Consider the following 26185-nt stretch of genomic DNA (forward strand, 5'->3'; position numbering starts at 1 on the left):
GATTGCCTGCCATGGCCGACTCAGGGGTGCGCCGGGTCAGGGGTGCGCCGGCTCAGGGGCGCGCTTCCGCGAAACGGGCGCCAGGAAGAAGCTCGCGACGAGCAGGACCAGGACGGCGAGCAAGGAATGCAGGATGCCGAAGTGCTCCGCCAACAGTCCCAAGAGCGGCGGACCGCAAAGGAAAGCTCCATAGCCGATCGCGGAGACGACTGAAACCCGTGCCGCTGCGTGCGCTGGATCATCGGCGGCAGCGGACATGCCCACCGGGAACCCCAAAGAGGCACCCAGTCCCCAGATGGCCAGGGCCGCGAAGGCGAGCCACGGCACGGGAGCGAAGACAAAGAGCGCCAGCCCCACCACAGCCGTGGCCGAGCACCAACGCATGACGGGCACCCGGCCGAAGCGGTCCAGGACCACCGTCCCGGCAAAACGGCCCACAGTCATGAAGGTCACGAAGATTCCATAGCCGATGGCTCCGGCAGCGTCGGATTGACCGTGTCCATCGGCCAACGCCAAGGCCACCCAGTCCCCCGCCGCGCCCTCAGCCAGGGCGAGCCCCAGGACGAGCAATCCAAGCAGGAGGGTCCGGCGTTCGCGCCACGCCCGCGCCACCATGCGCTTGCTGTCTAACGGTTCGGCCGGTCCCTGCTGGCCGGGCTGACTCGGCCGGATGACCGGCAAGGGGCCGGTTGAAGGATCTTCGAAGGTGTCCGGCCTTTCGGGCTTGAAAGCCTTGGCCGCCCCTCGCGCTATGGAATGGCGGGTGATATCCGCACGGAACCAGGCAGTGGCTGTCACCACCGAGACCGCGACCGCCAGGCCGGCCGCGGCCAGATGCCAGAAGACCGGCAGTCCCGCGGCAGCGGCCCAAGCGCCGAGCCCTGCGCCCGCAACGGTGCCGAGGCTGAAGGATCCGTGGAGACGCGGCATGATGTGCCGTTCGAGGGCGCGTTCCAGTGACGCACCCTCGACATTCGATGCCGTGTTCCAGCTGGCCGTGCCGAGGCCGATCACCATGAGTCCAAGCGCCACGACCACCGGGCTGGCCAGCACGGACGTGCCAAAACCGGCGACCGCAAGGCCGAGGCCCACCATGGCGCCGCCGATCCGCGTGGTCAGTCGTGACCCGAGCCGGATCACGATCACGCCGGACGCCGACACGGAGAGGAACGATGCCACGGTCATGCACATGAGCAGGAGCCCTACCGTGCCGGGCGTCAGGTTCAGGCCATCGCGGATCGCGGGCAAGCGGGAGACCCACGAAGAGAAGGCCAGGCCGCTGGCGCCGTACGCGGCCACCACAGCATTACGCCACCGCGACAATTCCGCCGCGGTGGCGCGAGGTGCTGATTGTTGCAGCTGGCTCAAGCGAGCTTCACAACGGCCTGGGATTTCATGAGGACCTTCTGGCCGGCAAAGGTGACAGTCAGGTCGATGCGCGCGGTGCGGGCTTCGGCGTCGAGCGCTCCCACCACTCCGGCAACCTCAATCACGGCGCCGGGCTCGCTGGTACCGGTCGTGTCGGTGACCAGCACCGGCTTGGTGAAGCGCGTCTGGTAGTCGACGACGGCGGCCGGGTCGCCGGCCCAGTCGCTCACCAATTGCACGGCGGAGCCCATGGTGAACATACCGTGGGCGATGACACCGGGAAGTTCGACGCCGGTGGCGAAGGATTCGTTCCAGTGGATCGGGTTGAAGTCGCCGGACGCGCCGGCGTACTTGACCAGGTCCTGGCGCGTGACCTCGATGCTGCGGGTGCCGATTTCCTGCCCGACGGTGAGTTCTTCAAGTTTCAAGCTCATGGCTACTGTCCCTCTCCGCGGACCAGGATGGACGAGGTAGTGGTGGCGACCCTTTCGCCGTCCAACGTTGTGATTTCCGAACGAGTCGTGATCATGGCCCCGCCACCCATGGCGCGGACGCCGTCGACGTGCAGCTCGGCGCGCAAGCGATCGCCGGCAACGATCGGGCGGTGGTGCGTGAAGCGCTGGTCTGCGTGCACCACGCGGCTGAAGTCAATCCCGGAATCGGGGTCCTCGATCAGCTGGGCATCGGCCCGCTGGGCGACGATGATGGCGAAGGTCGGCGGGGCGACGAGGTCGCTGTGGCCAAGGGCTTTAGCGGCTTCGACGTCGAAGTGGGCGGGATGGGTGGCCTTCACGGCCCGGGCGAACTCCCGGATCTTTTCGCGGCCGACGTCGTACACCTCTGCGGCAGGGTAGCTGCGGCCCTGCAAGTCCGGGTTAATAGTCATGCTCCAACCCTATCGGCCCGGGGCGGGTCTCCGGATGAGCGTCGAAGCCGGACCGCTACGCGGCGGCAGGTGGTCCGAACCATGTGGTCAGCGCGTCGGCAAGGCCCGCCTGGGTTCGGTCTCCCACCCAGGCCACGTATCCGTCGGGCCGAATCAACACGGCGGCCGGAGGAGTGACGGCCCCGAGTGCCGGAAGCTCCCAGGTACCAAGGTAGGTGGCGTCGACCAACTGGACGCGGTCCGCCCACGGCGTGATGTCGATGCCGCCGGGCTCGCCAAGGTTGAGGAGGACCGGCTGGGCATCGTGCAGGAGGCTGAAGACGCGCAACGGGCCGTTAGCCGTGACCAGGTCGAGATCGGGTATGCGGCGTCCGAGCAGCGGGTGCCCCTCGCCGACGTCGTAATGTACATCGAGGCCGGACTGCATCGCCGCGAAGCGCTTGCGGGGTTCCTCCATGCCTAGGAGCTCGGCAATGACCTCGCCCACGGCTTTTGTGCGTTCGTCCGGGCGGCGAAGCGCGACACTCGCCATCGTGTTCCGCAGCACGCGGGCGGCCACCGGGTGGCGCTCGGCGTGGTAGCTGTCGAGGAGGCTCTCCGGCGATGTCCGCTTGACCACCTGGGCCAGCTTCCATCCAAGGTTCACGGCATCCTGCACACCTGTGTTGAGGCCCTGTCCGCCGTCGGGGGCATGAACGTGTGCGGCGTCGCCGGCGAGCAGGACCCGTTTGTCGCGGTAGCTCGCGGCCTGCCGGGTCATATCGGTGAATCTGGAGATCCAGATGGGACTGTGGATTCCGTAATCCGTCCCGCATACGGCGATGAGCGCCTCGCTCAGGTCATGGAGGGTGGGTTCGCTCGCGGGGCCTACGTGCTCTTCGGTCACCATGACCCCCACCGGCCCGCCATCCGCGTAGACCACCTTGCCGTCGAGAATCTTGTAGTCCAGCTTGCCGAAGGAGTGGATGCCGAAAGGATTGGGGTGGGCGCCCAATGGCGGCTGCTCGGTCATCTCGACCTGGGCGATCAGGGCGCTGGTGGTCGGATCCCACCCGGGGAACTCGATGCCGGCTGCTTTACGGACCAGGCTGCGGCCGCCGTCGCACCCGACGAGGTACTCCGCGCGCAATGGCCCGCCGTCGGACAGCTCGACGTCGACGCCGGTCGCGTCCTGCGCGAATCCGGTCACCTCGCGTCCGTAATAGATCGGCACGGCCAGCTCGGCGATCCAGCCGGCCAGGATGCGCTCAATGTGGTTCTGCCACAGTCCTAGCCCGTAGTTGTGCCGGGTGGGAAAGTCGCTGATGTCAAAACGGACGCCGCCGAACCCCGCGACCTGGGCCACCTGCCCCTCGGACAGGAACCGATCTGCGATTCCGCGCTGATCGAGGACCTCGATGGTGCGTGAGTGCAAACCGCCCGCACGTGAGCCGGCGAGATCCTGGTTTGGACGCCGCTCGACAATCGCGACATCGACGCCGGCCAACGCCAGTTCGCCCGCGAGCATCAGCCCTGTGGGGCCACCTCCGGCGACCACCACCACATGCTTGGTCATCGCCATGCTCCGCCAGGCTACTTCTTCAAGCCCTTGCGGACCTGCTGTCCGCGGACCACCATGCCCACGACATGCAGGACCAGGCCGAGCCCGATCACGAACAAGGACGTCAGTGCAAGGCTTTGGTTATGGGAGGTGTTGCCGATGATCGTAAGGATGATCCCGACGGCGATAAGCCCCATCGCGCTGAAAACCAGCGTCTTGTAGGCGGTAGAGGCCGTGGCCCAGAATTCGTTCAGCACCCCCCAAGTTTAGGGCACTTGCCAGAGCAGCTGGTCCTGGGGCCCGGAAACCCGACGAACGCTCGCTCACCTATGGCCGCCAATCCACCAACGCTCGCTCACCTATAGCCGCCAATCCACCAACGCTCGCTCACCTATGGCCGCCAATCCACCAACGCTCGCTCAGATCATCTGCAGGAGGGTTTCGGGAATTGCCGTCATAAGTGAGCGAGCGCCGTGAAAAAGCCGCATATAAGTGAGCTAGCGTCGGTGGGTGCCCTTAGAGGGAGGGCTGGACCCCGAAGGCCACCGCGAGCTTCATGATCTTTTCGGCGCGGCCGAGGCGCGGGAGGTCGGAACCGTCGCGGATGACCCTGCCATTGGCTTCGAAGTCGTTCATGAAATCGGTGGCCCAGGCGACGTCGGACGGCGTGGGGCTGATGACCTCGTTGATGACCGTGGTCTGGTCAATCGCCAAGCAGAGCTTGCCGGTCATGCCCATGGTCACCGTGATGCCAGTCTGCTCGCGCAGGATCGGGTGGTTGGTGCCGACGGTGGGACCGTCGATCGGTCCCGGCAGGTTGCCAACGCGGCTCGCGACGACGAGCTTGGCCCGCGGGTAGGCCATTGCCTCAGGCGTTGCGGCCATGCCGGTGTCCCGGCGGAAGTCGCCCGAACCGAACGCCAGGCGGAAGGCACCTTGGGCGCGGGCGATGTGGTTGGCTTCCTCGATGCCGAGGGCCGATTCCACGAGAGCGACCACCGGGGTCTTGCCATCCATGCGGTGGAAGGACTCGGTGACCTGGTCCGCTGACTCGGTCTTGGCCAACATGACGCCCAACAGGCCGGGCGTGCCGCGCAGACCGGCGAGGTCATCGGCCCAGAACGGGCTCGTGGCGTCGTTAATGCGGACCCAGGCCTGACCGCCGGCGGTCAACCAGTTGATGACGTTGTCGCGGGCGATGTCCTTCTGGGACGGGTCCACAGCGTCTTCGATATCAAGGATGATGGCGTCCGCGCGCGATGAGGCCGACTGGTCGAAAAGCTCCGTCTTCATGGCGTTCACGAGGAGCCAGGAACGGGCAATGTCTGCGGGAATTTTGCGGGTTGACCGAATGGACTCGGCGGCGGTGCTTGACGTCATGTATCTACCGTATCCGGCCAGCCGCCAGGAACGCTAAGAATCTGGCACCGGTGTGAGCATCAATACGAACAAAACGATTGTGACAGGCGGTTCCACCCAACTAGCCCGCAGTTGTTGTCGTTATGCGCCGTCAAAACGACAACAACTGCGAGTTAGTTGGGTTTGACGCGCTTTGGGGAGCCCGCAGCTCAACGCAGCTCAACCCCGCGACGCGTAGCGAATTGTGTCCTTGCATTGCCCGGAGTTGCGCGGGCATGTCGCCGGATTTCGCCCGGTTTCCCGGCATTTCCGGGGGTTACTGCCGGGCTTCCCCTGAGCAGTGGACGTGCGCTTACATCGTTCCCACGGCAGTTCGGTCTACCCCGGAACAGAGCCGGACCAACGAATTCCACACCCCCAGAAAGTAGCTCCCATGAAACTGCACCAGCCCCTGCTAGGCGTCGCGGCCGCCGTCGTACTTGCGCTGACGGTGACCGGCTGCGGCGGCAATGCTCAAGCGGGAGACCAATCAGCCGGCCAATCAGCCGGCCAACCGGAAATCAGAGTGCTCCGCTACCAAGGCTCGGCCAATAGCGTCGGCCTTCCCGAACTGGCGGCGGACCTCGGTTACCTGGGCGACATCAAACTCAACTGGGTGGGCAACACCACCAGCGGCCCCCAGGACATCCAGTCGGCGGCCACCAACCAGACCGACTTCGGCGGTGCGTTCGCCGGGGCAGTCGCGAAGCTGATTGAGGCAGGGGCTCCGGTGACCGCCGTCGTGAACTACTACGGCGAAGACGCCAAGACTTTCAACGGCTTCTACGTCAAGGCGGACAGTCCCATCAAGACCGCCAGGGACCTCATCGGCAAGAAGATCGCAGTCAACACCCTGGGCGCCCATTCCGAAGCCGTCATCAACACCTACCTCAGCAAGAACGGCCTCAGCCAGGACGAAATCAAGCAAGTACAACTGGTAGTGCTCGCGCCCAACGACACCGAAGAAGCGATCCGCCGCGGCCAAGTGGACGTCGGAAGCCTGGGCGGGGTCCTGCAGGACCATGCGGTTGCCGCCGGTGGACTGCGCTCCCTCTTCAACGACTACGAACTCTTCGGCACCTTCGCCGGCGGACAGTACGTGCTCCGCAACGACTTCATCGACAAGAACCCCAACACAGCCCGGACCTTTGCGACGGGCGTGGCCAAGGCCATCAAATGGGAGACCGAGACGCCGCGGGACCAAGTGATCGCGCGCTTCAAGAAGATCATCGACGCCCGCGGACGCAATGAGAGCACCGCGAACCTGCAGTACTGGAAGAGCCCCGGCGTCCCCGACAACGGCGTGATCAAGGACGAGGACTTCAGCCGCTGGTCTGCATGGCTGAAGAGCTCGGGGATTGTCAAGAACGATCTCGCACCGTCGAAGTACTACACGAACAAGTTCAACGATCTCGCAACAACCACCCCAACCCCAAGCACCGCGAAGGGATAGTGATGACCGCCAAAATCAGCCTCCGCAATGTCACCAAGCAATTCGCCGTCCGGCCCGGCAAGGGCTCCAAGGCCTCCCCGACCGGCGCAGCTGGCAAGATCGGCGCGAAAGAGCCCACTACGCTCACCGCCCTCGACTCTTTGAGCCTCGACGTGCGCGACGGCGAATTCCTCACCTTGGTGGGGCCCAGCGGTTCCGGCAAGACCACCTTGCTGGACCTCCTGGCTGGCCTGTCCACGCCCACCTCCGGCGAGGTATTGGTGGACGGCCAGCCCGTGACGGGTCCCGGCAAGGACCGTGCCGTGGTTTTCCAGCAGTACGCGCTCTTTCCCTGGCGCACGGCGTCGGCCAATGTGTCGATCGGGCTTGAAGGCAAGGGCACGGACGGGCGCAAGCTCAATCGCCGAGAACGTGCCGCCAAGGCAAGCGAATACCTCAAACTGGTTGGCCTGGCCGGCTTCGAGGACCGTTTCCCGCATGAGCTCTCGGGCGGCATGAAGCAGCGAGTGGCCATTGCCCGGAGCCTCGCCTATGAGCCCGATGTGCTCCTCATGGACGAACCCTTCGCCGCGTTGGACGCCCAGACGCGTGAACAACTCCAGGACGAGCTCCTGCGGATCTGGCGGGCCACGGGAAAGACGATCGTGTTCATCACCCACGGCATCGACGAGGCCGTATACCTGGGGCAGCGCGTCGCCGTCCTTAGCGCCCGGCCCGGACGGCTCAAGGAAATCGTGGACGTGGACATCCCGGACCGCGACGGCGAAGACGACATCCGCTCGCACCCCGCCTTCGTCGAACAACGGCACAAGGTGTGGACCCTGTTGCACGACGAAGTCCGCCTGGCCCAGGGCGCCGGGCATCGCAAGATCCTGCCGGACGGCACAGCCCCGGATGAAGTTCCGGGAACAACTCTCGAAAGGAGCGCAGCCTGATGACCACAACTCTCGCGCAACAGCCCGCGGCGAGCGCCGCACCCAAGCAAGCGCCCGCCGTCGGGCACTCCGGTCCTGTTGAGACGGGGCATCGGGGCACGACGGCGACACTCGCCTTCGTGCGGACAGCAGCCGCCCGCGCCGGTTCCGGCCTGTGGAAGGCCGCAGGGATCATCGCCTTCCTGGTTCTGTGGGAACTCGGGCCGACATATCTGGCCAGCCCCTCAACCCGGGTATTCCTGCCGCCCTTGCACGAGGTCCTGGCCGCGTGGGGCAAATTGTTCGAATCCGGCAGCATCCAGGCGCATCTGGCCGCGAGCCTCACCCGTTCGGTGTCGGGATTCGGCGCAGCCCTCGTGGCTGGCGTATCCCTCGGTCTGCTGATCGCCTGGTACGGACGGCTCAATGCGGTGCTGAACCCGCTCCTGGAACTGTTCCGCAACACTGCCGCCCTTGCCCTGCTGCCCGTCTTCACGCTGCTGCTGGGGATCGGCGAAGAGTCCAAGATCAGCATCGTGGCGTATGCGGCGTTCTTTCCGGTCCTGCTGAACACGATCGCGGGCGTGAAGACCGTGGATCCGCTGCTCATCCGGGCCGCGAAATCGCTTGGCCTCTCGAGCCTCGCGCTGTTCCGCAAGGTGATCCTGCCTTCCGCGGTGCCCACTATTTTCACCGGAATCCGCATGGCCGGAACGGCCTCCATTCTGGTGTTGATCGCCGCCGAAATGGTGGGGGCCAAGGCCGGGCTCGGCTACCTCATCGTGAATGCCCAGAGCAGTTTCCTCATCCCGGACATGTACGCCGGCATCCTCACGGTGTCGCTCTTGGGCTTGGCCGTGAATTTCCTTCTTGTCGCCTTGGAGCGGCATTTCTCCCGCTGGCGGACCGCCGTCGGGTCCGGGTCCTGACCGTCAATCCATCCCGTCACAAATTAGTCACAACAGAAAAGGAACAAAAAATGTCCGTCATCACTGAAACAAAGTTGGAATTTGCCAGGCTCGGATCCCGGATCGGCGCCGAAATCCGCGGCTTCGACCTTAGCGGCGATCTCTCCCCGGAAACCGTGGGACAGATCCGGGCCGCACTCAACGAACACAAGGCCCTCGTTTTCAGGGAGGCCAACATTCTCAGCGACGAGGCCCAGGTGAAATTCGCCAGCCATTTCGGCCCGCTCACCACTGCGCATCCGACCGTGGCCTCCGTGGAGGGCGAAGAGAACGTACTGCCGGTGGATAGCGAGAACGGTTCCGCCAACAATTGGCACGCCGACGTCACGTTCGTGGTCAACCCGCCGCAGGCTTCCACCCTGCGCAGCATCGATCTGCCGTCCTATGGAGGCGAAACCCTGATTGCTTCTTCGGCGGGAGCGTACGCAGACTTGCCGGACGAGCTTCGGAACTTCGCGGACACGCTCTGGGCGATCCACACCAACGACTATGACTACTCGGTGCCGAAAAACCTGGAACACGAGAACGCCGATGAGCGCCGCAAGGAGTTCACCCGCATCAAGTTCGAAACCGCCCACCCCGTGGTGCGCGTCCATCCCCTGACCGGCGAGCGCGGATTGTTCATTGGGGGCTTCGCGCAGCGCCTTCGGATCGTGGGGCTGTCCAACACGGAGTCGAAGGACATCATCCGCTTGCTCCAGGCCTACGTCACCCGTCCGGAGAACATAGTGCGCGTGAACTGGGAACCGAACCAGTTGGTGCTCTTCGACAACCGCATCACCCAGCACTACGCCCCCGACAACTACGACGGCCAGCCGCGCAAACTCAACCGTGTGACGATTGCCGGCGACATCCCGGTGGGCGTGGACGGCAAGCCGAGCCAGTCGATCCAAGGTGACTCAAGCACCTATTCCCCGACGGTTCCCTCGCCTCGCAAGCTCGGCCAGGGAACCCCGCCGTCGGGGGCCCATGTTGTCGCGCCGCTGTAGCTGCCTTAGCCCAACTAGCTCGCATTTAATGTCGTTTTCATGGCTCATAACGACATCTAATGCGAGCTAGTTGGGCTTAACGCGCTTAGGGGAGCTTGCTGCCCCGCGCGGCCACCCACAGGCCGTACCACTCGGTCCGCGTCATGGCTGCGGCAACTGCGGCAGCATCCGCGCAGGCAGCGATCCGCGCCGGGTTGGAACTGCCCAGCACCGGGGAAATACGTGCCGGATGCTTCATGAGCCACCCCAACAACACCGCCTCAGGGGTGACACCCTTTGCTTCCGCGAGCTGGGCGACCAGAGCGGCAGTCGCAGTGTCCGCGGCAGTCGGGAAAACCGGCGTCGAGCCCGTGTACCGGCCCTGGGCGAGGGAACCATAGGCCTGCAGCTCAATCCCCTGGCCGACGCAGTATTCCAAAGTGCCGTGCGGGAAACTGTAGCCGAGGGCGTCGTCGTGGTTGACCAGGACAGTGCTCTCGAGCCAGGCCCGCCGGTGCAGGCTCATTTCCAGCTGGTTGGCGACGATCGGCACCTCCAGCTGCTCCTGCAGGAAGGTGATCTGCGCGCCGGACATGTTGGACACGCCCAATTGCCGCACCTTGCCTTCCGCCATGAGCTGCCCGACGGCGGAGGCCACCTCTGCGGGTTCCATCAAAGGGTCGGGGCGGTGAAGCAGAAGAACGTCGACGTAGTCGGTCCGCAACCGTTCCAGGCTTCCATTGACCCGTTCCAGGATGGCGTCCTTGCTGAGGTCGTAATGTCCGTCGACGCCGGGCTGCCCTAGCCGGATTCCGCACTTGGTCTGGAGCTGGATTTTCTCCCGCAGCCCTGGCGTCCTGGCCAGGACTTCACCGAAGACTGCCTCGGACTTGCCGCTCCGGTAGATGTCGGCGTGATCGAAAAGGGCGATCCCGATGCCCATGGCGGCTTCGATCGCGGCCGCGGCCTGCTCGACCTCGGCAGCACCGTATTCACTGCCCTCCCAAGGGCCTCCAAGACCCATGCAGCCATAGATGAGCCGGCCGGACGCGATTTTGCTTTTTGCAGTCATTTTTCAACTCTTTCACATGCAACTGGCCCGCAGTTGTTGTCGTTTACAGCCTTCAGAACGACGTTAACTGCGGGCCCGTTGGGTAAGCGGTCAGGGAGCGACTGGGGACTAGACGATCCAAGCCGTGGTGTTTGCCGGGAGCTTGCCGCCGTCGAGCGGTGCGCTGCTCACGACGACGGTGCCTTCCGGAAGTGCCACCGGCTCGGTTCCGAAGTTCGTCACCGACTGCCAGCCGTTGGGCCGCGCGAAATGGAGCACGGAATCATTGCTGGAGGGGATCCACTCAAGATCCTCGGCCGCCCGCAGCTCCGAACGCAGTGCAAGGGCCTTGCGGTACAGCTCCAGGGTGGAGCCAGGAACGTTGTCCTGCGCCTCCACGGCGTAGCCGGCAAACCATTCCGGCTGTGGCAAGTGGGCATGTCCGTCGCCAAAGCCGAACGACGATCCTTCACTGGTCCACGGCAGCGGGACACGGCAACCGTCGCGGCCGACGTCGACTCCCGGGTTGCGGAAGAACGCGGGGTCCTGGCGCTGGCCGGCCACGATGTCGCCGACTTCCTGCAATCCAAGTTCCTCGCCCTGGTACAGGTACGCGGAGCCCGGCAGGGCGAACATCAGCAGCGACGCGGCGCGGGCACGGCGCAGGCCGAGCTCGGCGTCGACGTCGGCGGCCGAACCGCCGTCGAGCAGCCATTGCTTGCCGTCCTGGCCCAAGCCGTCACGGCCGCCACCCGCGGGCAAGCCGTAGCGGGTCGCGTGCCGGACGACGTCGTGGTTGGAGAAGACCCAGGTCGAGGAAGCACCGGATGCCGCGGCCTCGCCGAGGTTCTTGGTGATGATCGTGCGGAACTGTTCGGCGTCGAAATCGGCCTGGAGGAGGTCGAAGTTGAAAGCCTGGCCCAGTCCCTCAGGGCTGGCGTAGCGGGCGCGGCGGTCCGCGTGGACCCACGCTTCCGCGACGGCCGTCCGGGGCGGGTTGTACTCGTTGAAGACCTTGCGCCACTCGGCGTAGATTTCGTGTACCTCGTCGCGGTCCCAGAACGGGTGCTCGCCCAAGGCGTTTTCGCCTTCCTTGGGCAGTTCGTTCTTGGAGGGCAGAACCTCCGGCAGGTCCTTCGTGAGGGCGTGGGCGACGTCGATGCGGAAGCCGTCCACGCCACGGTCGGACCAGAAGCGCAGGGTCTTCAGGAAGTCCTCGCGGACCTCAGGGTTGTCCCAGTTGAAGTCCGGCTGCTCCTTGGTGAAGATGTGCATATACCACTGTCCGGGGGTGCCATCCGGTTCGGTGATGCGCTCCCAGGCCGGGCCGCCGAAGATCGAGTCCCAGTCGGCCGGGGGCAGTTCGCCGTTCTCGCCCAGCCCGTCGCGGAAGATGTAGCGTTCACGGGCCGCCGAGCCCTTCGGGGACGCCAGCGCCTCCTTGAACCATTCGTGCCGGTCCGAGGAGTGGTTCGGGACGATGTCCGCGATCAACTTGATGCCCGCGCCGTGCAGGGCGGCCGCCATCTCATCGAAGTCGGCCAGGGTGCCCAGCTTGGGGTCGACGTTGCGGTAGTCGTCGACGTCGTAGCCACCGTCAGCAAGGGCCGAGGGGTAGAACGGGCTCAACCAGACGGCGTCAATGCCGAGGGACTTCAGGTACGGAACCTTGGCGGTAATGCCCTTGATGTCGCCCAGGCCGTCGCCGTTCGCATCGGAAAAGCTGCGCGGGTAGATCTGGTAGACAGCCGCTTGGCGCCACCAGTTCGGATCGGCCATGCGCTCGGAGCGCTCGGAGTCGAAGTGGGTTGCCATGGTGACGGTGGAGGACAAAGGAAATCCTGTTCTGTGTCGACGCTTCGATGAACGGACTTTTATTTAGAATCTAAATTTAGTACCTCAAGTATTATGTGACGCACACCTACAGGAGGTCAACAGCCATGGCTGAAATCGCGACTGCCACTCCGCAGATGCTCCGGAGGTTCAACGCGGCCACCGTGCTCGGAGCCATCCGTTCCTCCAACGCCGTGACCGTTTCGGAGCTGATGGACGCCACCGGCCTGACCCGCGCCACTACTATTTCCGTGTGCGAAGACCTCATGGCCCGGGGCTGGATCCGCGAGCTGGAAAACCAGCGCGATTTCGGCACGTACCAGAAGGGGCGCCCCGCGCGGCGCTTCGAGCTCGACGAAAGTGCCGGCTGCGTCTTGGGGATCGACGTCGGCGTCCTCAAGACCACCGTGGTAGTGGCGGATCTGCGCGGCAGGACCGTCGGACGGGCCAGCGAGCCATTCCGCGCCAGGGAGATTGAAGCGCAGGAACGGATCCGTGTCATCAGCCAAACCGCGCTGCTCGCCCTCGAGTCCGCCGGAGTGGCGCCGGACAAGGTCCTTGCAGTGACGGTGGGGCTTGCCGCCCCGGTGGGCCGCGACGGAAATATCCTCGTCAGCCAGCCGTTCTGGAGCCTGTTCGACGTCGGCCTGAAGAAGGCCCTGCACGAGCTGCACGGATGGGCGGTAATGCTGGAGAACGATGCCAACTTAGCGGCATTGGGCGAATGTTGGCGCGGCGCCGGCAGCGGCGTCCAGGACCTGGCCGTGCTCCTGGCCGGTGAGCGTTTCGGGGCGGGCCTGGTGGAATCCGGCAGGCTGCTGCACGGTACTGCCGGGGGCGCGGGTGAAATGGCCTACTTGGACATGGTGGAGGGTGTGGGATCGGCGGACGGCCTCGCTGCACTTGCCAGATTATGGGCGGCGGAAGCCTTGGCCGGAAAGTCGAAAACCACGCTGCGGACGGCAGCGCCCGCAGGCCACGAGGTCACCGCGCAACACGTCTTCGCCGCAGCTGCCCAGGGTGACAAAGTTGCGCTGGACATCCTGGACCGACTCTCGGACCGGCTCGCCCGCGTGGTCTCCACAGTAGCCATTTTGCTCAACCCGGAGCTCGTGGTGGTCGGCGGCGCGGTGGCAGATTCGGCGTCGGTCCTCCTAGAGCCGGCCGCCCGGAAGCTGGCTAGCTACACCGCCACTCCCCCACGGCTCGCAGCGTCCCCCTTGGGCGATGCGATTGTGGGCATCGGCGCGGTGCGCCACGCACTGGACCGTGTGGAAAAGAACTCCTTGGATCTGGTGTTGCGGCGAGCCTAGGGCCTTCGGCGGCTAATCCGGCATCGCCATGGTGCGGAGGTCCAACTGACGCAGCACCCGGTCAGCCACCTCGGGATCCATGCCGGGTTCGCTCCGCGCGGCGACCACTTCCTGCCGTGCGGCGTCGAGGGCGATGGTCTGGACCGCGATCGCCAGCTCCCGGCCGCGCTGTCGCTTTTCGGCGTCCGACTCATTCTTCAATGTTCCGTCGAGCAGCTCGGCATGCAGGCGGGTCATCTTTTCCTTGACGAGGGCCACCTTGTCCGCCGGCAGCTCCTTCATCAGATCGTGTTCCTTGAGCGCAGAAATGGCAGCAGTCTGGGCGCGTTTGGCCAAGAGCCGCGCGGCATCCTTTTCGTGTGAACCGTCTTCGGACGCCTTGAGCACGCGCATGAGCCACGGAAGGGTCAGCCCCGGCAGCACCAGTGTGGCCAGCAGTACGGCGCAGGCGATGACCAGGATCTCGTGCCGTGCAGGGAAGTCACTGCCGTCCGCAATAGTCAGCGGAAGGGCCAAGGCGAGCGCGAGCGTCGCCAGCCCCCGCATGCCGCACCAGGTCAGGATCAGGACCTCCTTGGGGGAAGTGGGCTGCAGCAGGTTCTTCCGCTTGCGGGCCGAGATTGCCAAAAGCCCGAGCCAGGCGAAACGGACAACAAAGACGAGCACGCAGACCGCCACGGCCGGGCCAATCATGCCGTAGACCGCTGCGCCCTCGTCCCGGATCACATGCCGGATCTCCAGCCCCACAAGACCGAACGCCAGGCCCGTAGCAAGGAGTTCCACCACATCCCAGAAGGCGGTGCGGGTGACACGCTCGGCCGCGTCCTGCGACCGTGCGTGCCGCTGTGTCTCGAGGGCCGTGACGACGACGGCGATCACCCCCGAAGCATGCAGCTCTTCAGCCAGGATGTATGCAGCGAAGGGAATCACCAGGGTCACGGCACTTCGGGCCACCATGGAGGTGACCAGCTTGGTGATCAGCCTCGTCAACCAGCCCATCGCAATGCCGACAATGACGGCAAGGGCGGCACCGATGACGAATTGGAGCACGACGCCGGCCCCCAGCTTGGTGCCCGAAACCGTCGCCGCCACCGCAGCCTGGAAGATCACGATCGCGGCGGCGTCGTTGAACAGGCCCTCGCTCTGCAGCACGGTGATGAGCCTGCGCGGCATGTGGACGCGGCCGGCAACGGATTCAACTGCGACGGGGTCCGGTGGAGCCACCATGGCGCCCAGTGCGATCGCCGCAGGGATGCCGATCCCTGGAATCATGAGCCACGCAGCTCCGGCAACGACCGCCGTCGAAACAACCACGAGTGCCACCGCCATGAGCAGAAGCGTCCGCCAACGGACCCGGAAGACCGCCCAGGAACTTTTCTGGGCGGTCGCGAAGAGCAGCGGAGGGAGGAAGATCGGGAGGATCAGTTCAGGCGCAAGCTCAAAGTCAGGGAAGCCCGGGATGAAGGTCATCGCCGCAGCCAGCAACAGCATCAGCACCGGGTACGGGAGCCGCAAGCGGTCCCCCAAGCCCACGGCCACGACCGTAGCAAGCAGCAATCCAACAATGAGTGCCAACTGGTCCATGTTCCCGATTTCCCCAGACGTCATAGTGGCTGCGTCCCGGGCATTGCCTCGGGACTACCAACATATCCCGGCGACGTGCGGTCCTGGCCCGGCTCCAGGCCCGGCAGTGTGTGGCTAGGACGCGGTGAGGGCTTCCACCACAGGCACCGAGCCGTCCCTGAACTCGATGGTGCGGCGGACAGTCTCGGGCAGTTCCAGGACGGCGGCAGCCACTAGGGCAACATTGGCCCGCGAAGTTTCGGTCCCGGTGCCCGGGTCCGCGGGGCTTACCTCAATGAGCGCAGACCCAGGATTGCTGGTCAGTGCGCCCGGGCCAAGGATCGTCCAGTCGAGGTCAGTCGCACGCAGGTACTCGTCCGCCGCAGCCTTGGCATCCGCGTAGGCGTAGAAGCTGTTGTCCTCGGGAACGCCATGGCCGGGTCCTGCGCCGAAGTAGGACACCATCACATAGCGGGACACGCCCGTTTGCGCCGCGGCATCCATCGAGCGGATGGCGGCGTCCCTGTCCACTGCATACGTACGGTGCGGATTGCCTCCGCCTGCCCCGGCGGACCACACCACCGCGTCGTGGCCGTCAAGTGCAGAGGCGATTTCTGACGTCGTCGAATTCTCGACGTCGAGTACTACCGGGGCGGCACCCGTCACTTCGACGTCGGGCGCGTGTTCCGGATTGCGGATGAAGGAAGTGACCGAGTGACCTTCGTTGCTCAGGATGCGGGACAGTTGCAAGGCCACCTTGCCGTGGCCGCCGATGATTGCGATTCGACTCATGGACCCATTCTGTCCCAATGGTCAAGTGCGTGGTCAAGCCCTCCCCGACACGGTGGATACATTCTCGAAAATCGGTCTCTGCGCATTTCCAGAGCGCATTGCCGAATTCGTCAATTCTCGGGATAAATATGACTACTAATTACTAAGCAGACTTAGTTTAGTAAAGTTCACACCTCCCCGCCCGCTGGCAGGCCGGGCTCCTGCAAGCACCCGCCCCCTGCCGAGGAAGCCTTGCGAGTGTTTGGCCGGCAGTCCGGAATAAAAGCGAGTGGCACCCACTCGTGTAGAGCGAATTCCCCATTCCTACACTCAAATTACCTGCAGCAGGAAAAAGGAAATATCTCTTTCATAAATCTCACTGATGGATTTATCAAAACGGGTTCATACATCCCTTTGATGGATTTATCAAAGTAGATGGATCGAGAGATTCCTCAGTGCTGCGCATTTAAGCAAAAGGGTCTCAACAAGCGCCATCCCCTGCGCCTGCGTATCACTTCCCGGGCCAGCCAACCGGCCGGCCCAAGAAACGATGAATTACGGGGATCCGACATGTATCAGCAGGAGTACAGACACAGCGGGATCAGCGGAGGCAACGTCTTCGCGCTGATATCCGCGGGAGTAAGAACCCTCACCAGGTACAAGGCATCAATAGCCACCTGGGCGATCGTGGCAGTGGTGGCCGTTGCGGCCGTGACGATGCAGAACTACGCACAGGTACTTGCACCGGCAGGCACGAGCGCCGCACTTGCCCCGCAGCTCGGATCGGGAGCCGGTATTGCCGCGCCTTCGCCGGCCGCTGCCAGTCCCAAGCCGGCAGCCACTCAGGCGCCAGTACAGACGCAGGCACCGGCCGCCGTCGCGCCGTCAGCGCCCGCAGCAGCGCCGGCCGCAGCGCCACCCGCTCCGGCTCCTGCTCCTGCTCCTGCTCCTGCTCCTGACCCTGCGTCTGACACGAACGCCTATACGGTGGTCAGCGGCGACACTGTTGGCTCCATAGCCGCCAGGTTCGGCGTCGACGTCAACGGGATGCTGGCAGCCAATGGGCTGAGCGCCTATTCCGTCATCGTGCCTGGCGAGGTGCTAAAGCTGACAGGGCCGCCGGTTGCCGCGGCTCCCGCACCTGCCCCTGCCCCTGCCCCTGCCCCAGCACCTGCACCAGCAGCCGCCCCAGCTCCCGCTCCGGCGGTGCGGACCATTTATGTTGCGGGCTCAGGCGGCCAGGCGGCCGTGGACAGTTGCATTGGCCCGATCCATTTCACCCCCACGGACGCCTACTCGCTGTTCATTACCGAACATGATTTCTGCGGGGGGTGGGCACAATTCTCGGGTATCGGCGTCGGCGAGACCGTGAGCATCCCCGGCTATGGCACGTACACAGTGACGGCGCGCGGCCAGGTGCCTCAAGGCGGGACCACCAACAACGTCGCAGCGGTATTCGGCGGATTTCCTCGGGCGGTATTGCAAACATGCATCCCGGGCACCAACCAGATGCTCGTCATCGCACTGAACTGAGGGCGGTCAGGACGGCAGGCCCGCGGAATTCAGCGTCGTAACAGAAGCAGGCCAGAAGCTGAACGCTCCTGGCCTGCTTCTGTGAGCGTGGGAGGTTCGATCTCCCCACCAGACCTCGCTCAACAGCCTTCATTTTGGGAGACTGGACCAAGACCTGAGAGTGGGGCGAACTTGGACGGACAACAATGGATCTGGGTTGCGACAGTGCTGGTCGTCGCGGCGGTAGTAGCCATTGTCATGGCCTTTGGACGCCGGTAAGAGTCGCCCGCTGATCGCGAATGCGTCCAGGGCCTGGCCTTTCCGGACGGGCTCCGGTATCGCGTCCCGCTAGCGGCTGTCTCTCAGGGCGCAACAACTTCGTGTACTTCCGCTTCTTGTGCCACAGCACGAGCAGGTGAAGAGAACACATCAGCACAACTGTGATGCCAACGAAGACCACAAGGTCAATGAGATAGCGGCCAAAATCCACGAGCAAGGATGCCTTTCGGTCCGGACAACCTCCTGATCGTAGCTGGAGATAGCCCGCAGACGAAACGGCCCACTACATGGTGAACCTCAAGGAAACGCTAAGAAAAGATCAAGATTCACTTAAGACTGCCCGCTCGGGCGCCAAACGCTTATAGGAGAATCTGTTTGTTCACAGGCACCTAAGTCGCTGGCCAAGATCTTCGAGAAGCGCCGCCACCTGAGGATTGGGGGACACTCAAGTGGCGGCGCCTCTAAAAACTATCGGCTGGTCGAACGCGCTCTCAGCTTTTCGACAGGATCTTTACGAAATCTTTACGGCAAGTGCCCAGCAGACTTGCGGGCTTCGATCAGGACTAAGGGCAGGCTTGGCTGGCCGCCGGAAGGGCGATTTCTTCGATCCACATCCGGCTCGGTGCGACACCCCGGGAAACGAAAAAGTCCCCGCCTTAGCGGGGACTTTCAAAGTAGCGGTGGGGAGGCTCGATCTCCCGACCTCACGATTATGAGTCGTGCGCTCTAACCAACTGAGCTACACCGCCACGAATGAGAAAAACCTGCGTCAAGCCGGTCAAAAACCGCCTTGACACAGGCCCTCATTCAGAGCCCCCCACCGGAATCGATCCGGTGACCTCGTTCTTACCAAGAACGCGCTCTACCACTGAGCTAGGGGGGCAACGAGTAAATACTCTACCGGACGATTTCTCAGGTCACAAATCGGCTGCGGGACAGGGAAAAACGGCGCCGACACAATTTGCATCCGCACCGGATTCTTGAGCCGGAAAGCGTCTGAACTAGGGCAGGCGGAGCACTTGGCCCGGGTAGATGTGGTCCGGGTTGGGCACGGTATCCGCGTTCGCTGCGATCAGGGCATCCAAGTCAACGCCGAACTGCATGGCTATGCCGCTCAGGGTATCGTCTGCTTCCACTACGACCTCGGTGACCTGCCCAACGCTGCCGGCGGGAGCATCGGCGTCGGGCACTGCGGTGCCAGGAACCACGAGAGCTCCCACTGACGGCTCCGGTCCGGCATTTTGGACCGTCTCCCCCGTTGCGGCTTCAGCGGCCTTCTGCGGGGCCTCCGAGGCCCGTCCAGTCGGCTTGTGTTCGGCCTTGTCGAAGCCGAGGTTCTTCTTCAACCAATCAAGGAAACCCATGAACCAACCTTTCCACACCCGCGGGCCGCGCGTCTTCCCCATGTTTGGTTTGGGAAAGCGTTTACGACACGGCGGGTCGGTCTTTCTTGATCCTCAGGGCCGTCAAACATGGGGGAAACGCTGCAGTCAGGCGTGCGCGGGACCTGGGACGGCGCTAAAGGCGGGCCGCCGTTAAACAGCCAGAGGCCGGCTCGAAAGCCGGCCTCCGCCAAAAACCCAGGAACTAGTCCTGTTTACCACTTACCCTTGCGGTTGAAATCGCGGTTGCCAGCGTCGCCGCCAGTGCGCGGCTTGCGTGCGCCTCGGTCGGCGTAGCTGCCGGTTCCGGCGCCGGCGCCGGCGCCGGCGCCGCTGCGCTCGCTGTAGGAACGGCCGCCGCGGTCAGCGGAGGAACGCTCGCCACCGGAGTAGCCACCACGGTCGCCTTCGGTCTTACGGAACTCCTTTTTGAAGCCACCGTTGCCCTTGAAGTTTCCGCCGCGGTCTCCACCGGAGTAGCCACCACGTTCGCCGCCGCGGCTGCCACCGGAGTAACCGCCACGCTCGCCGCCGCGGTCAGAGGCAGGCTTGCGACCGTTGTCCAGCTCGAGGTGAATCAGCTCGCCGCCGATCCGGGTGCGGGACAGTGCGCGCAGCTGCTCGGGGCTCAGGTCCGCCGGAAGCTCCACCAGGGAGTGGTCCGAGCGGATGTCGATGCCGCCGATCTGTGCCGAGGAGATGCCGCCTTCGTTGGCAATGGCGCCAACGATCGAACCCGGCATGACGCGCTGGCGGCGTCCGACGGCGATCCGGTAGGTGGCGTTGCCCTCGGTCAGGGTGCGGGTCGGGCCGCGGGAACCGAAGCCGTCCTTGGAGCGCTCGCGCTTCTGGAATTCCGGCGCAGCCGGCAGTTCCTTCACCAGGAGCGGCTGGCCGCCCTGTGCCATGACAGCCAGTGCAGCGGCGATCTCCGAAGCCGGAACGTTGTGCTCTTCTTCGTAGGAGGAGATCAGGTCGCGGAACGCGGCAACGTCCTCGGATTCGAGGGTCTCCGTGATCTTGTCTGCGAACTTGCCCAGACGCAAGGTGTTGACCGTCTCGGCGGTGGGCAGGTGCATCTGCTCAACCGGCTGGCGGGTGGCCTTCTCGATCGAACGCAGCAGGTACTTCTCCCGCGGCGTCATGAACAGGATGGCGTCGCCGCTACGGCCTGCACGGCCGGTGCGGCCAATGCGGTGGACGTAAGACTCGGTGTCGTGCGGGATGTCGTAGTTGACCACGTGGCTGATGCGCTCTACGTCAAGGCCGCGGGCCGCGACGTCGGTGGCGACCAGGATGTCGATGCGGCCTTCCTTGAGCGCGTCGACAGTTCGTTCGCGCTGCTGCTGCGGAATGTCACCGTTGATCGCGGCGGCCTGGAAGCCGCGGGACTTCAGCTTGTCAGCCAGGTCCTCGGTTGCCATCTTGGTGCGCACGAAGGCGATAACGCCGTCGAACTCTTCCACCTCGAGGATGCGGGTCAACGCGTCGAGCTTGTGCGGGCCCATGACCTGCAGGTACCGCTGGCGGGTGTTGGCGCCGGTGGTGGTCTTGGACTTGACCGAGATCTCGGCCGGGTTGTTCAGGTACTGCTTGGACATGCGGCGGATCTGGCTCGGCATGGTGGCAGAGAACAGCGCAACCTGGCGGTCTTCCGGGGTCTGCTGGAAGATCTGCTCAACGTCCTCGGCGAAGCCCATGCGGAGCATCTCGTCGGCTTCGTCCAGTACGAGGTACTGCAGCTCGGACAGGTCCAGGGAACCCTTGGAGATGTGGTCGATGACGCGGCCCGGGGTACCGACAACAACCTGTGCACCGCGGCGCAGGCCTGCAAGCTGCGGGCCATAGGCGGAGCCACCATAGACAGGGAGAACCGTGAAGTCATCGATGTGCTTGGCGTACGAGGTGAAGGCCTCGGCAACCTGGAGCGCAAGCTCGCGGGTCGGGGCGAGAACCAGGGCCTGGGTCTTGCGGGACGGGCCGTTGAGGTCGTGGAGTTCGGCCAGGCGGGACAGTGCCGGTACTGCGAATGCTGCAGTCTTACCGGTGCCGGTCTGGGCGAGGCCGACGACGTCGCGGCCTTCGAGCAGAAGCGGAATGGTTGCTGCCTGGATCGGAGACGGCTTCTCGTAGCCGACGTCCTGCAGGGCCGCCAGGACGCGGGGGTCGATTCCGAGGTCGACGAAGCGGACGCCCTCTTCCTCTTCTTCGACGGGTGATTCGGCCGAGGCCTTTGCGGGTGCCTCAGCTTCAGCGGGTGCCTCAGTGAAGGTAGGAGCCTCAACCGGCGCTGCAGCCTCAGCCGGGGCCGGAGCCTCGATGAATTCAGCGGCGGGTGCGGTTTCGGCGATCTCGACGGCGGTCTCTGCTTCTTCAGCAGACTCGGCGACGAACGGGTCGTTCAGGTTTTCGGGCATAGGGGAAAGTTTCCTCATCCATAGGGGGCCAGTCGGCGCGGCCCGGTTGGGCTTGGCCGCAGTACACGTTGCAAACAGAAGAACCCGAAGGCTCTGGTGCTCGCAAGAAGTCCGGCGCTGTCGCAATCCCATGGCAGGACTTCCCGCTGCATCTCTTGGCTGCTATCTCAGCAGTCTGTACAGCGTTTTCTTCGCCCGGCTCTCCCTATGAAACTGCCCACACACATTTTGCGGGCCCCAACACTGACCAGTCCTGCCTCAAGAATTGGGCAGGAAAAAGGGATTTCCGGAGTGGGGGATGTTTCAAGTGTAGGGCACAGATGAGTCCCTTGGCGACATAACCGTCGACGGCGACGGTGAGCTTGCGCACAAAGCCGCCCCGAGCGCCTTCAAGACCGCCCCTCAGGACGGCCGTTCGAGGACGTCCGTTCGACGGCGGATCAGGCGTCCACACCGTTGCGGCGCATGAGCTTTTCGAAGCTGTCGTGGTAGTCGGACTGCAGCAGGACTTCCCCGTCGGCCTCGGCGTCGAGGAGCAACTGCATGTCATCGAGGTTGGGGTTGCTGAACCACTGCCCCACCGTGATGCCATGTTTCGGCACAAACAGTTTGTGGATGTAGTCCCCGGCCGAAATGGAACCGGTCTTCACCACGCGCAGATAGGTGCCGACGCGTCCAGCTTCCGTGAAGCGCTTGACCCACTGCGGTTCATTCATGCGGCGTTGGAACGTTGCGCACGGCACACGCGGGGAGGTGACCTCGACTTCGACATCCAGGCCGATCTTCCACCGTTCGCCGATCACGGCACCGCTCGTCTCGATCCCGGCAACGCGGAGGTTCTCCCCGAAGATCCCGGCGGGCATGTCCCTCTGGAGTTCACCCGCCCAGTAATCGGCATCCGCTTGGGAGTACGCATAGAGCGCTTGGTCCTCGCCCCCGTGGTGGATCCGGCTCGCCTGGATGTCTCCATGGATTCCCAGCTTGTGGACCTTCACCGGCCCGTCGACGGGGCGCTTGTCAATGGCCGTCACTCCGACCGACCCCTCGGGATCGGGCAGTAGTTCGTATACCCGGCAAACAGCAAGCAACGATGCGGTATCCATAACTACAGTCTACGTACGCAGCTACGGATCGAAGCGATATCCCATGCCGGCCTCGGTGTGGAGATGGCGGGGCTGTGCAGGGTCGCGTTCGAGCTTGCGCCGGAGCTGGGCAATGTAGACACGCAGGTACTGGGTCTCCTTCGCGTAGGCCTGTCCCCAGACCTGGGTGAGGATCTGCTGCTGGCTGACCAGCCGGCCGGCGTTGCGGACCAGCAATTCCAGGATGTTCCACTCCGTGGGTGTCAGCCGCACTTCCGCGCCGTCTTTGGTGATCTTCTTTCCGGCGAGGTCAACCAGGAAGTCGGCGGTCTGGAGCGTCGGCACTTCGTGCCGGGGCGCTGCCCGCCGCGAGGCTGCACGGAGCCTGGCCAGCAGTTCGTCCAGGCCGAAAGGCTTGGTCACGTAGTCGTCGGCTCCGGCGTCGAGGGCCTCTACTTTGTCTTCCGAACCGTGCCGGGCGGACAAAACGATGATGGGCATGCTGCTCCAGCCGCGGATTCCTTTGATCACATCCACGCCATCCATGTCCGGAAGCCCAAGGTCGAGCACCACGATGTCCACGGGCTGCTGGGCGGCCGCCTTAAGCGCATCCGCGCCGTTGCCCACGCTGATGGCGTGGTAGCCGTGGGCATGGAGATTGATTTGCATCGCGCGGGCGATCTGCGCCTCATCTTCCACGATCAGCACGAGGTTCAAGGCCGCCCTCCTGTCCACAGAGGGAGTGTGACCACCATGGTCAGCCCGCCTCCCGGCGTCGCCTCAGCCATGAGCGTACCGCCCATGGCCTCCGTGAATCCCTTGGCGACAGCGAGTCCCAAACCGATTCCGCTGCGGCCGTCCCGGCTGGATGGAGAATCATCGAGTCGTTGGAAAGGCTGGAAAAGCTCCAGGACTGCCGCGGGCGCGATCCCCGAACCATGGTCCATCACCCGCAGTTCGCTGGCCGGCCGCCCGTCCACCGTGATGCCTGCTCCGGTCCGAGCGACAAGCACAACATCGGAGTCAGGTGCGTATTTCATTGCGTTTTCCACGAGGTTCGCCACTACGCGTTCCAGTATCCCGGCGTCGGCCTCTACATACGGAAGGTTGGCAGGAAGCTCGTTGCGGATGCGCTCCCCCGGCACGCCTCGCAAAGCCTCCGGCATGATCTGGTGCCAGCCCAGTCCACGCAGCAGCGGGTTCACGGCATCCGCCGTGATCCGGGACATGTCCAGCAAGTTATCCACCAAGTGATCCAAGCGGTCCGCGTAGTCCTCGATGGTGGCCAACAGTTCGCGCTCGTCTTCGGGGGCGAAGGTCACGTCTTCCTGTCGCAGGCTGCTGACAGCAAGCTTGATGCCCGCCAGCGGAGTGCGGAGATCATGGGAGACGGCGCGCAGGATGGAGGTCCGCATTTTGTTGCCTTCGGCCAGGCGCACGTTGTCCTGCCTGCTCTTGACGAGTTGCTGTCGCTCCCGCAATGCCACCACGAAGGCGCCGAACGCCGCGAGCATGCGCCGATGCTGTTCGGAAAGCGGCCCGCCCCGGAGCAGGAGCGTGTAGTTGCGATCGACGACGGCGGCATGGTCGGCTGCCGCATGGGTCACCGGCGGTTGAAGCCCTGAGCTTGCAAGGACCTGCCAGTTGGGCCCGGGGGCATCCGGCGAGTCAAACGTGGAGAGCAGCGTCACCGACTCCATGCCGAGGTTGACGCGGATCTTGTCCAGGAAAGACTCGAGGCTGCCGTCCGAGCTCAGGATACGAAGGGCCAATTCGCTGAGGGCTTTTGCTTCGGCGCCGGAATGCGCGGCCTCTTGGGCCCGTCGGGTCGCCAAACCGACGGCGAGCGCCACTCCGCACGCCACAGCAAGGAAGATGACCAGAGTGAGAAGCGTGGCGGGATCCGCGATCGATAAGGAGCCCACCGGTTCGGCCGAGAAGTAGTTCAAGAGCATGCTGCCGAGGACGGCGGAGACCACGGCCGGCCATAATCCCCCGATTGCGGCAACGGCGGCGGAGACGGCCAGCTGGAAGAGCATGATCATGGCGAAGTTCCGGTATTCCAGCACGGACACCATGACTTCGACGGCCGAGGGTAGCAACAGGGCCAGGACCAGGCCAGCCAGGATGCGGCGTCGCCCGATCCCCTTGGCTGCCCGAAGCTGCAGCCCTAGTGCGTTCACGTCCGCGGCGGCCATGGCTCAATTCTGGCACGGCGCGGGTGCCGCACCCGCGTCGACCGTCTCTACAGGACGCTTCGGGGGAACATGTCCGGCCTTAGGATGCTGGCATGAGCCATTCAACGACGAATACCTCCGATGTCCTTGCCCTCGATTCCCTCTTGAGCTCCGAGGAACTGGAGCTTCGCGAGAAGGTACGCGATTTTACGGACCAGCGGATCCGGCCGAACATCGCCCGCTGGTACGAGGACGCGGTGTTCCCGCGGGACCTGCCGGCGGAACTCGGCGAACTCGGCGTCCTTGGCATGCACCTGGAGGGCTACGGCTGCCCGGGCCGCACCGCCGTCGAATACGGCCTCGCCGCGATGGAACTCGAGGCCGGCGATTCCGGCATCCGGACCTTCGTATCGGTCCAGGGCTCCCTGGCCATGACGGCGATCCACAAGTGGGGCAGCGAAGAGCAGAAGGAGCAATGGCTCCCACGAATGGCAGCCGGCGAACTGATCGGCTGCTTTGCCTTGACAGAGCCCACGGCGGGTTCGGATCCGTCGTCGATGGCCAGCCTTGCGCGCCGCGACGGGACGAGCGACGACGCGGGCTGGGTGCTGAATGGTTCGAAGCGCTGGATCGGGATGGCATCGATCGCCGACGTCATGATCGTGTGGGCCAACACTAACGACGGCATCCGGGGCTTCCTGGTTCCCGCCGGAACTCCGGGAGTCACCGCGACTCCCATCGACGCGAAGCTCTCCATGCGCGCCTCGATCCAGTGCGACGTGGTGTTCGACGCCGTCCGGCTCGGTCCGGAAGCCCTCCTCCCGGGTGCCACGGGACTCCGCGGCCCGTTCTCCTGCCTCAACGAGGCGCGGTACGGCATTGCCTGGGGCGCCATGGGCGCGGCCCGTGACTCCTACGAGGCCGCGCTCGAATATGCCGGAAGCCGTATGCAATTCGGCAAGCCCTTGGCCAGCTACCAGTTGACCCAGGAGAAGCTCGTGAACATGGTCCTGGAGATCCAGAAAGGTACCTTGCTCGCTCTGCACCTTGGACGGCTCAAGGATGCGGGCAAACTGCACCCGGAGCAGATCTCTGTGGGCAAGCTCAACAATGTGCGCGAGGCAATCAAGATCGCCCGCGAAGCCCGCACCATCCTCGGTGGCAACGGCATCACGCTGGATTACCCGCCGTTGCGCCATGCCAACAACCTGGAATCCGTGCGCACCTACGAAGGGACGGACGAGGTGCACACGCTGATCCTGGGCCAACACATCACGGGGGTTCCGGCTTTCCGCTAGCCTCCAGCGCGA

The 26185-nt window shown here is 64.4% G+C and carries 22 protein-coding genes and 2 tRNA genes; 7 read left to right on the forward strand and 17 right to left on the reverse strand.

Annotated features, from left to right (window positions below):
- Window positions 1–36: 36 nt before the first annotated feature.
- The 6 genes from ABEA18_RS07715 to ABEA18_RS07740 all read right to left on the reverse strand — a co-directional run bounded on the left by ABEA18_RS07715 (window position 37) and on the right by ABEA18_RS07740 (window position 5174).
- Entirely contained in the window at window positions 37–1368 is a 1332-nt protein-coding gene (locus tag ABEA18_RS07715; RefSeq protein ID WP_345448666.1) for an MFS transporter, read from the reverse strand.
- Entirely contained in the window at window positions 1365–1802 is a 438-nt protein-coding gene (locus ABEA18_RS07720) for a MaoC family dehydratase (RefSeq protein WP_236812329.1), read from the reverse strand. Before ABEA18_RS07720 ends, ABEA18_RS07715 begins: the two co-directional genes overlap by 4 nt.
- 2 nt (window positions 1803–1804) lie before the next feature.
- Window positions 1805–2254 (reverse strand): FAS1-like dehydratase domain-containing protein, encoded by a 450-nt coding sequence (locus ABEA18_RS07725; RefSeq protein WP_345448667.1) that lies wholly within the window; start codon window positions 2252–2254, stop codon window positions 1805–1807.
- A 55-nt stretch (window positions 2255–2309) separates the two neighbouring features.
- Complete coding sequence (locus ABEA18_RS07730) at window positions 2310–3809, reverse strand: FAD-dependent monooxygenase (RefSeq protein WP_345448668.1); 1500 nt, start codon at window positions 3807–3809, stop codon at window positions 2310–2312.
- Window positions 3810–3826: 17 nt separating this feature from the next.
- On the reverse strand, window positions 3827–4051 hold the full coding sequence (locus ABEA18_RS07735) for a DUF3188 domain-containing protein (protein WP_236812333.1): 225 nt from the start codon (window positions 4049–4051) through the stop codon (window positions 3827–3829).
- A gap of 259 nt (window positions 4052–4310) precedes the next feature.
- On the reverse strand, window positions 4311–5174 hold the full coding sequence (locus ABEA18_RS07740) for an HpcH/HpaI aldolase/citrate lyase family protein (RefSeq protein ID WP_236812334.1): 864 nt from the start codon (window positions 5172–5174) through the stop codon (window positions 4311–4313).
- Between the two features lie 412 nt (window positions 5175–5586).
- On the opposite strand from ABEA18_RS07740, the gene ABEA18_RS07745 reads away from it, so the two are divergent.
- The 4 genes from ABEA18_RS07745 to ABEA18_RS07760 are packed head-to-tail and all read left to right on the forward strand — an operon-like array spanning window position 5587 to window position 9516.
- Window positions 5587–6645 carry an ABC transporter substrate-binding protein gene (locus ABEA18_RS07745; protein ID WP_345448669.1) on the forward strand — a complete coding sequence of 353 codons (1059 nt, stop codon included), beginning with the start codon at window positions 5587–5589 and terminating at the stop codon, window positions 6643–6645.
- 2 nt (window positions 6646–6647) lie between these two features.
- Window positions 6648–7580, forward strand: coding sequence for an ABC transporter ATP-binding protein (locus ABEA18_RS07750; RefSeq protein ID WP_345448670.1), 933 nt, complete (start codon window positions 6648–6650; stop codon window positions 7578–7580).
- Window positions 7580–8488, forward strand: coding sequence for an ABC transporter permease (locus ABEA18_RS07755; protein ID WP_345448671.1), 909 nt, complete (start codon window positions 7580–7582; stop codon window positions 8486–8488). The genes ABEA18_RS07750 and ABEA18_RS07755 overlap by 1 nt, the downstream gene beginning before the upstream one ends.
- Window positions 8489–8538: 50 nt before the next feature.
- Entirely contained in the window at window positions 8539–9516 is a 978-nt protein-coding gene (locus ABEA18_RS07760) for a TauD/TfdA dioxygenase family protein (RefSeq protein WP_345448672.1), read from the forward strand.
- 85 nt (window positions 9517–9601) lie between these two features.
- Here the strand turns inward: ABEA18_RS07760 and ABEA18_RS07765 are convergent, their stop codons facing one another.
- The gene (locus tag ABEA18_RS07765) at window positions 9602–10567 is read right to left on the reverse strand and encodes an aldo/keto reductase (protein ID WP_345448673.1); all 966 of its coding nucleotides are present in this window, start codon (window positions 10565–10567) and stop codon (window positions 9602–9604) included.
- Window positions 10568–10675: 108 nt separating this feature from the next.
- Window positions 10676–12379, reverse strand: coding sequence for a glycoside hydrolase family 13 protein (locus tag ABEA18_RS07770; protein ID WP_345448674.1), 1704 nt, complete (start codon window positions 12377–12379; stop codon window positions 10676–10678).
- 107 nt (window positions 12380–12486) lie between these two features.
- Here ABEA18_RS07770 and ABEA18_RS07775 point away from each other — a divergent pair, with 107 nt between their 5' ends.
- Window positions 12487–13692, forward strand: a complete 1206-nt coding sequence (locus ABEA18_RS07775) for an ROK family transcriptional regulator (RefSeq protein ID WP_345448675.1) — start codon at window positions 12487–12489, stop codon at window positions 13690–13692.
- 12 nt (window positions 13693–13704) lie between these two features.
- On the opposite strand, the gene ABEA18_RS07780 is transcribed toward ABEA18_RS07775, so the two are convergent.
- Both ABEA18_RS07780 and ABEA18_RS07785 read right to left on the reverse strand, forming a co-directional pair.
- Window positions 13705–15276 (reverse strand): Na+/H+ antiporter, encoded by a 1572-nt coding sequence (locus ABEA18_RS07780; RefSeq protein ID WP_345449076.1) that lies wholly within the window; start codon window positions 15274–15276, stop codon window positions 13705–13707.
- A 114-nt stretch (window positions 15277–15390) separates the two neighbouring features.
- Window positions 15391–16047 carry an SDR family oxidoreductase gene (locus ABEA18_RS07785; protein ID WP_345448676.1) on the reverse strand — a complete coding sequence of 219 codons (657 nt, stop codon included), beginning with the start codon at window positions 16045–16047 and terminating at the stop codon, window positions 15391–15393.
- A gap of 549 nt (window positions 16048–16596) precedes the next feature.
- On the opposite strand from ABEA18_RS07785, the gene ABEA18_RS07790 reads away from it, so the two are divergent.
- Window positions 16597–17559, forward strand: a complete 963-nt coding sequence (locus ABEA18_RS07790; RefSeq protein WP_345448677.1) for a LysM peptidoglycan-binding domain-containing protein — start codon at window positions 16597–16599, stop codon at window positions 17557–17559.
- A gap of 933 nt (window positions 17560–18492) precedes the next feature.
- On the opposite strand, the gene ABEA18_RS07795 is transcribed toward ABEA18_RS07790, so the two are convergent.
- From ABEA18_RS07795 to ABEA18_RS07825, 7 genes are all read right to left on the reverse strand, one after another.
- Window positions 18493–18566, reverse strand: a tRNA-Met gene (locus ABEA18_RS07795).
- Window positions 18567–18628: 62 nt separating this feature from the next.
- Window positions 18629–18700, reverse strand: a tRNA-Thr gene (locus ABEA18_RS07800).
- A 118-nt stretch (window positions 18701–18818) separates the two neighbouring features.
- The gene (locus ABEA18_RS07805) at window positions 18819–19181 is read right to left on the reverse strand and encodes a LysM peptidoglycan-binding domain-containing protein (protein ID WP_345448678.1); all 363 of its coding nucleotides are present in this window, start codon (window positions 19179–19181) and stop codon (window positions 18819–18821) included.
- Window positions 19182–19414: 233 nt separating this feature from the next.
- Window positions 19415–21616 (reverse strand): DEAD/DEAH box helicase, encoded by a 2202-nt coding sequence (locus ABEA18_RS07810; protein WP_345448679.1) that lies wholly within the window; start codon window positions 21614–21616, stop codon window positions 19415–19417.
- 440 nt (window positions 21617–22056) lie between these two features.
- On the reverse strand, window positions 22057–22719 hold the full coding sequence (locus tag ABEA18_RS07815; protein ID WP_345448680.1) for an MOSC domain-containing protein: 663 nt from the start codon (window positions 22717–22719) through the stop codon (window positions 22057–22059).
- Window positions 22720–22740: 21 nt separating this feature from the next.
- The gene (locus tag ABEA18_RS07820) at window positions 22741–23415 is read right to left on the reverse strand and encodes a response regulator (protein WP_236812356.1); all 675 of its coding nucleotides are present in this window, start codon (window positions 23413–23415) and stop codon (window positions 22741–22743) included.
- The gene (locus tag ABEA18_RS07825; RefSeq protein ID WP_345448681.1) at window positions 23412–24896 is read right to left on the reverse strand and encodes a sensor histidine kinase; all 1485 of its coding nucleotides are present in this window, start codon (window positions 24894–24896) and stop codon (window positions 23412–23414) included. Before ABEA18_RS07825 ends, ABEA18_RS07820 begins: the two co-directional genes overlap by 4 nt.
- A 92-nt stretch (window positions 24897–24988) precedes the next feature.
- Here ABEA18_RS07825 and ABEA18_RS07830 point away from each other — a divergent pair, with 92 nt between their 5' ends.
- Window positions 24989–26173 (forward strand): acyl-CoA dehydrogenase family protein, encoded by a 1185-nt coding sequence (locus tag ABEA18_RS07830; RefSeq protein ID WP_345448682.1) that lies wholly within the window; start codon window positions 24989–24991, stop codon window positions 26171–26173.
- Window positions 26174–26185: the final 12 nt, after the last annotated feature.

The sequence above is a fragment of the Arthrobacter gyeryongensis genome (genome assembly GCF_039543785.1).
In the GTDB taxonomy this organism is placed as follows: Bacteria; Actinomycetota; Actinomycetes; order Actinomycetales; family Micrococcaceae; genus Arthrobacter; species Arthrobacter gyeryongensis.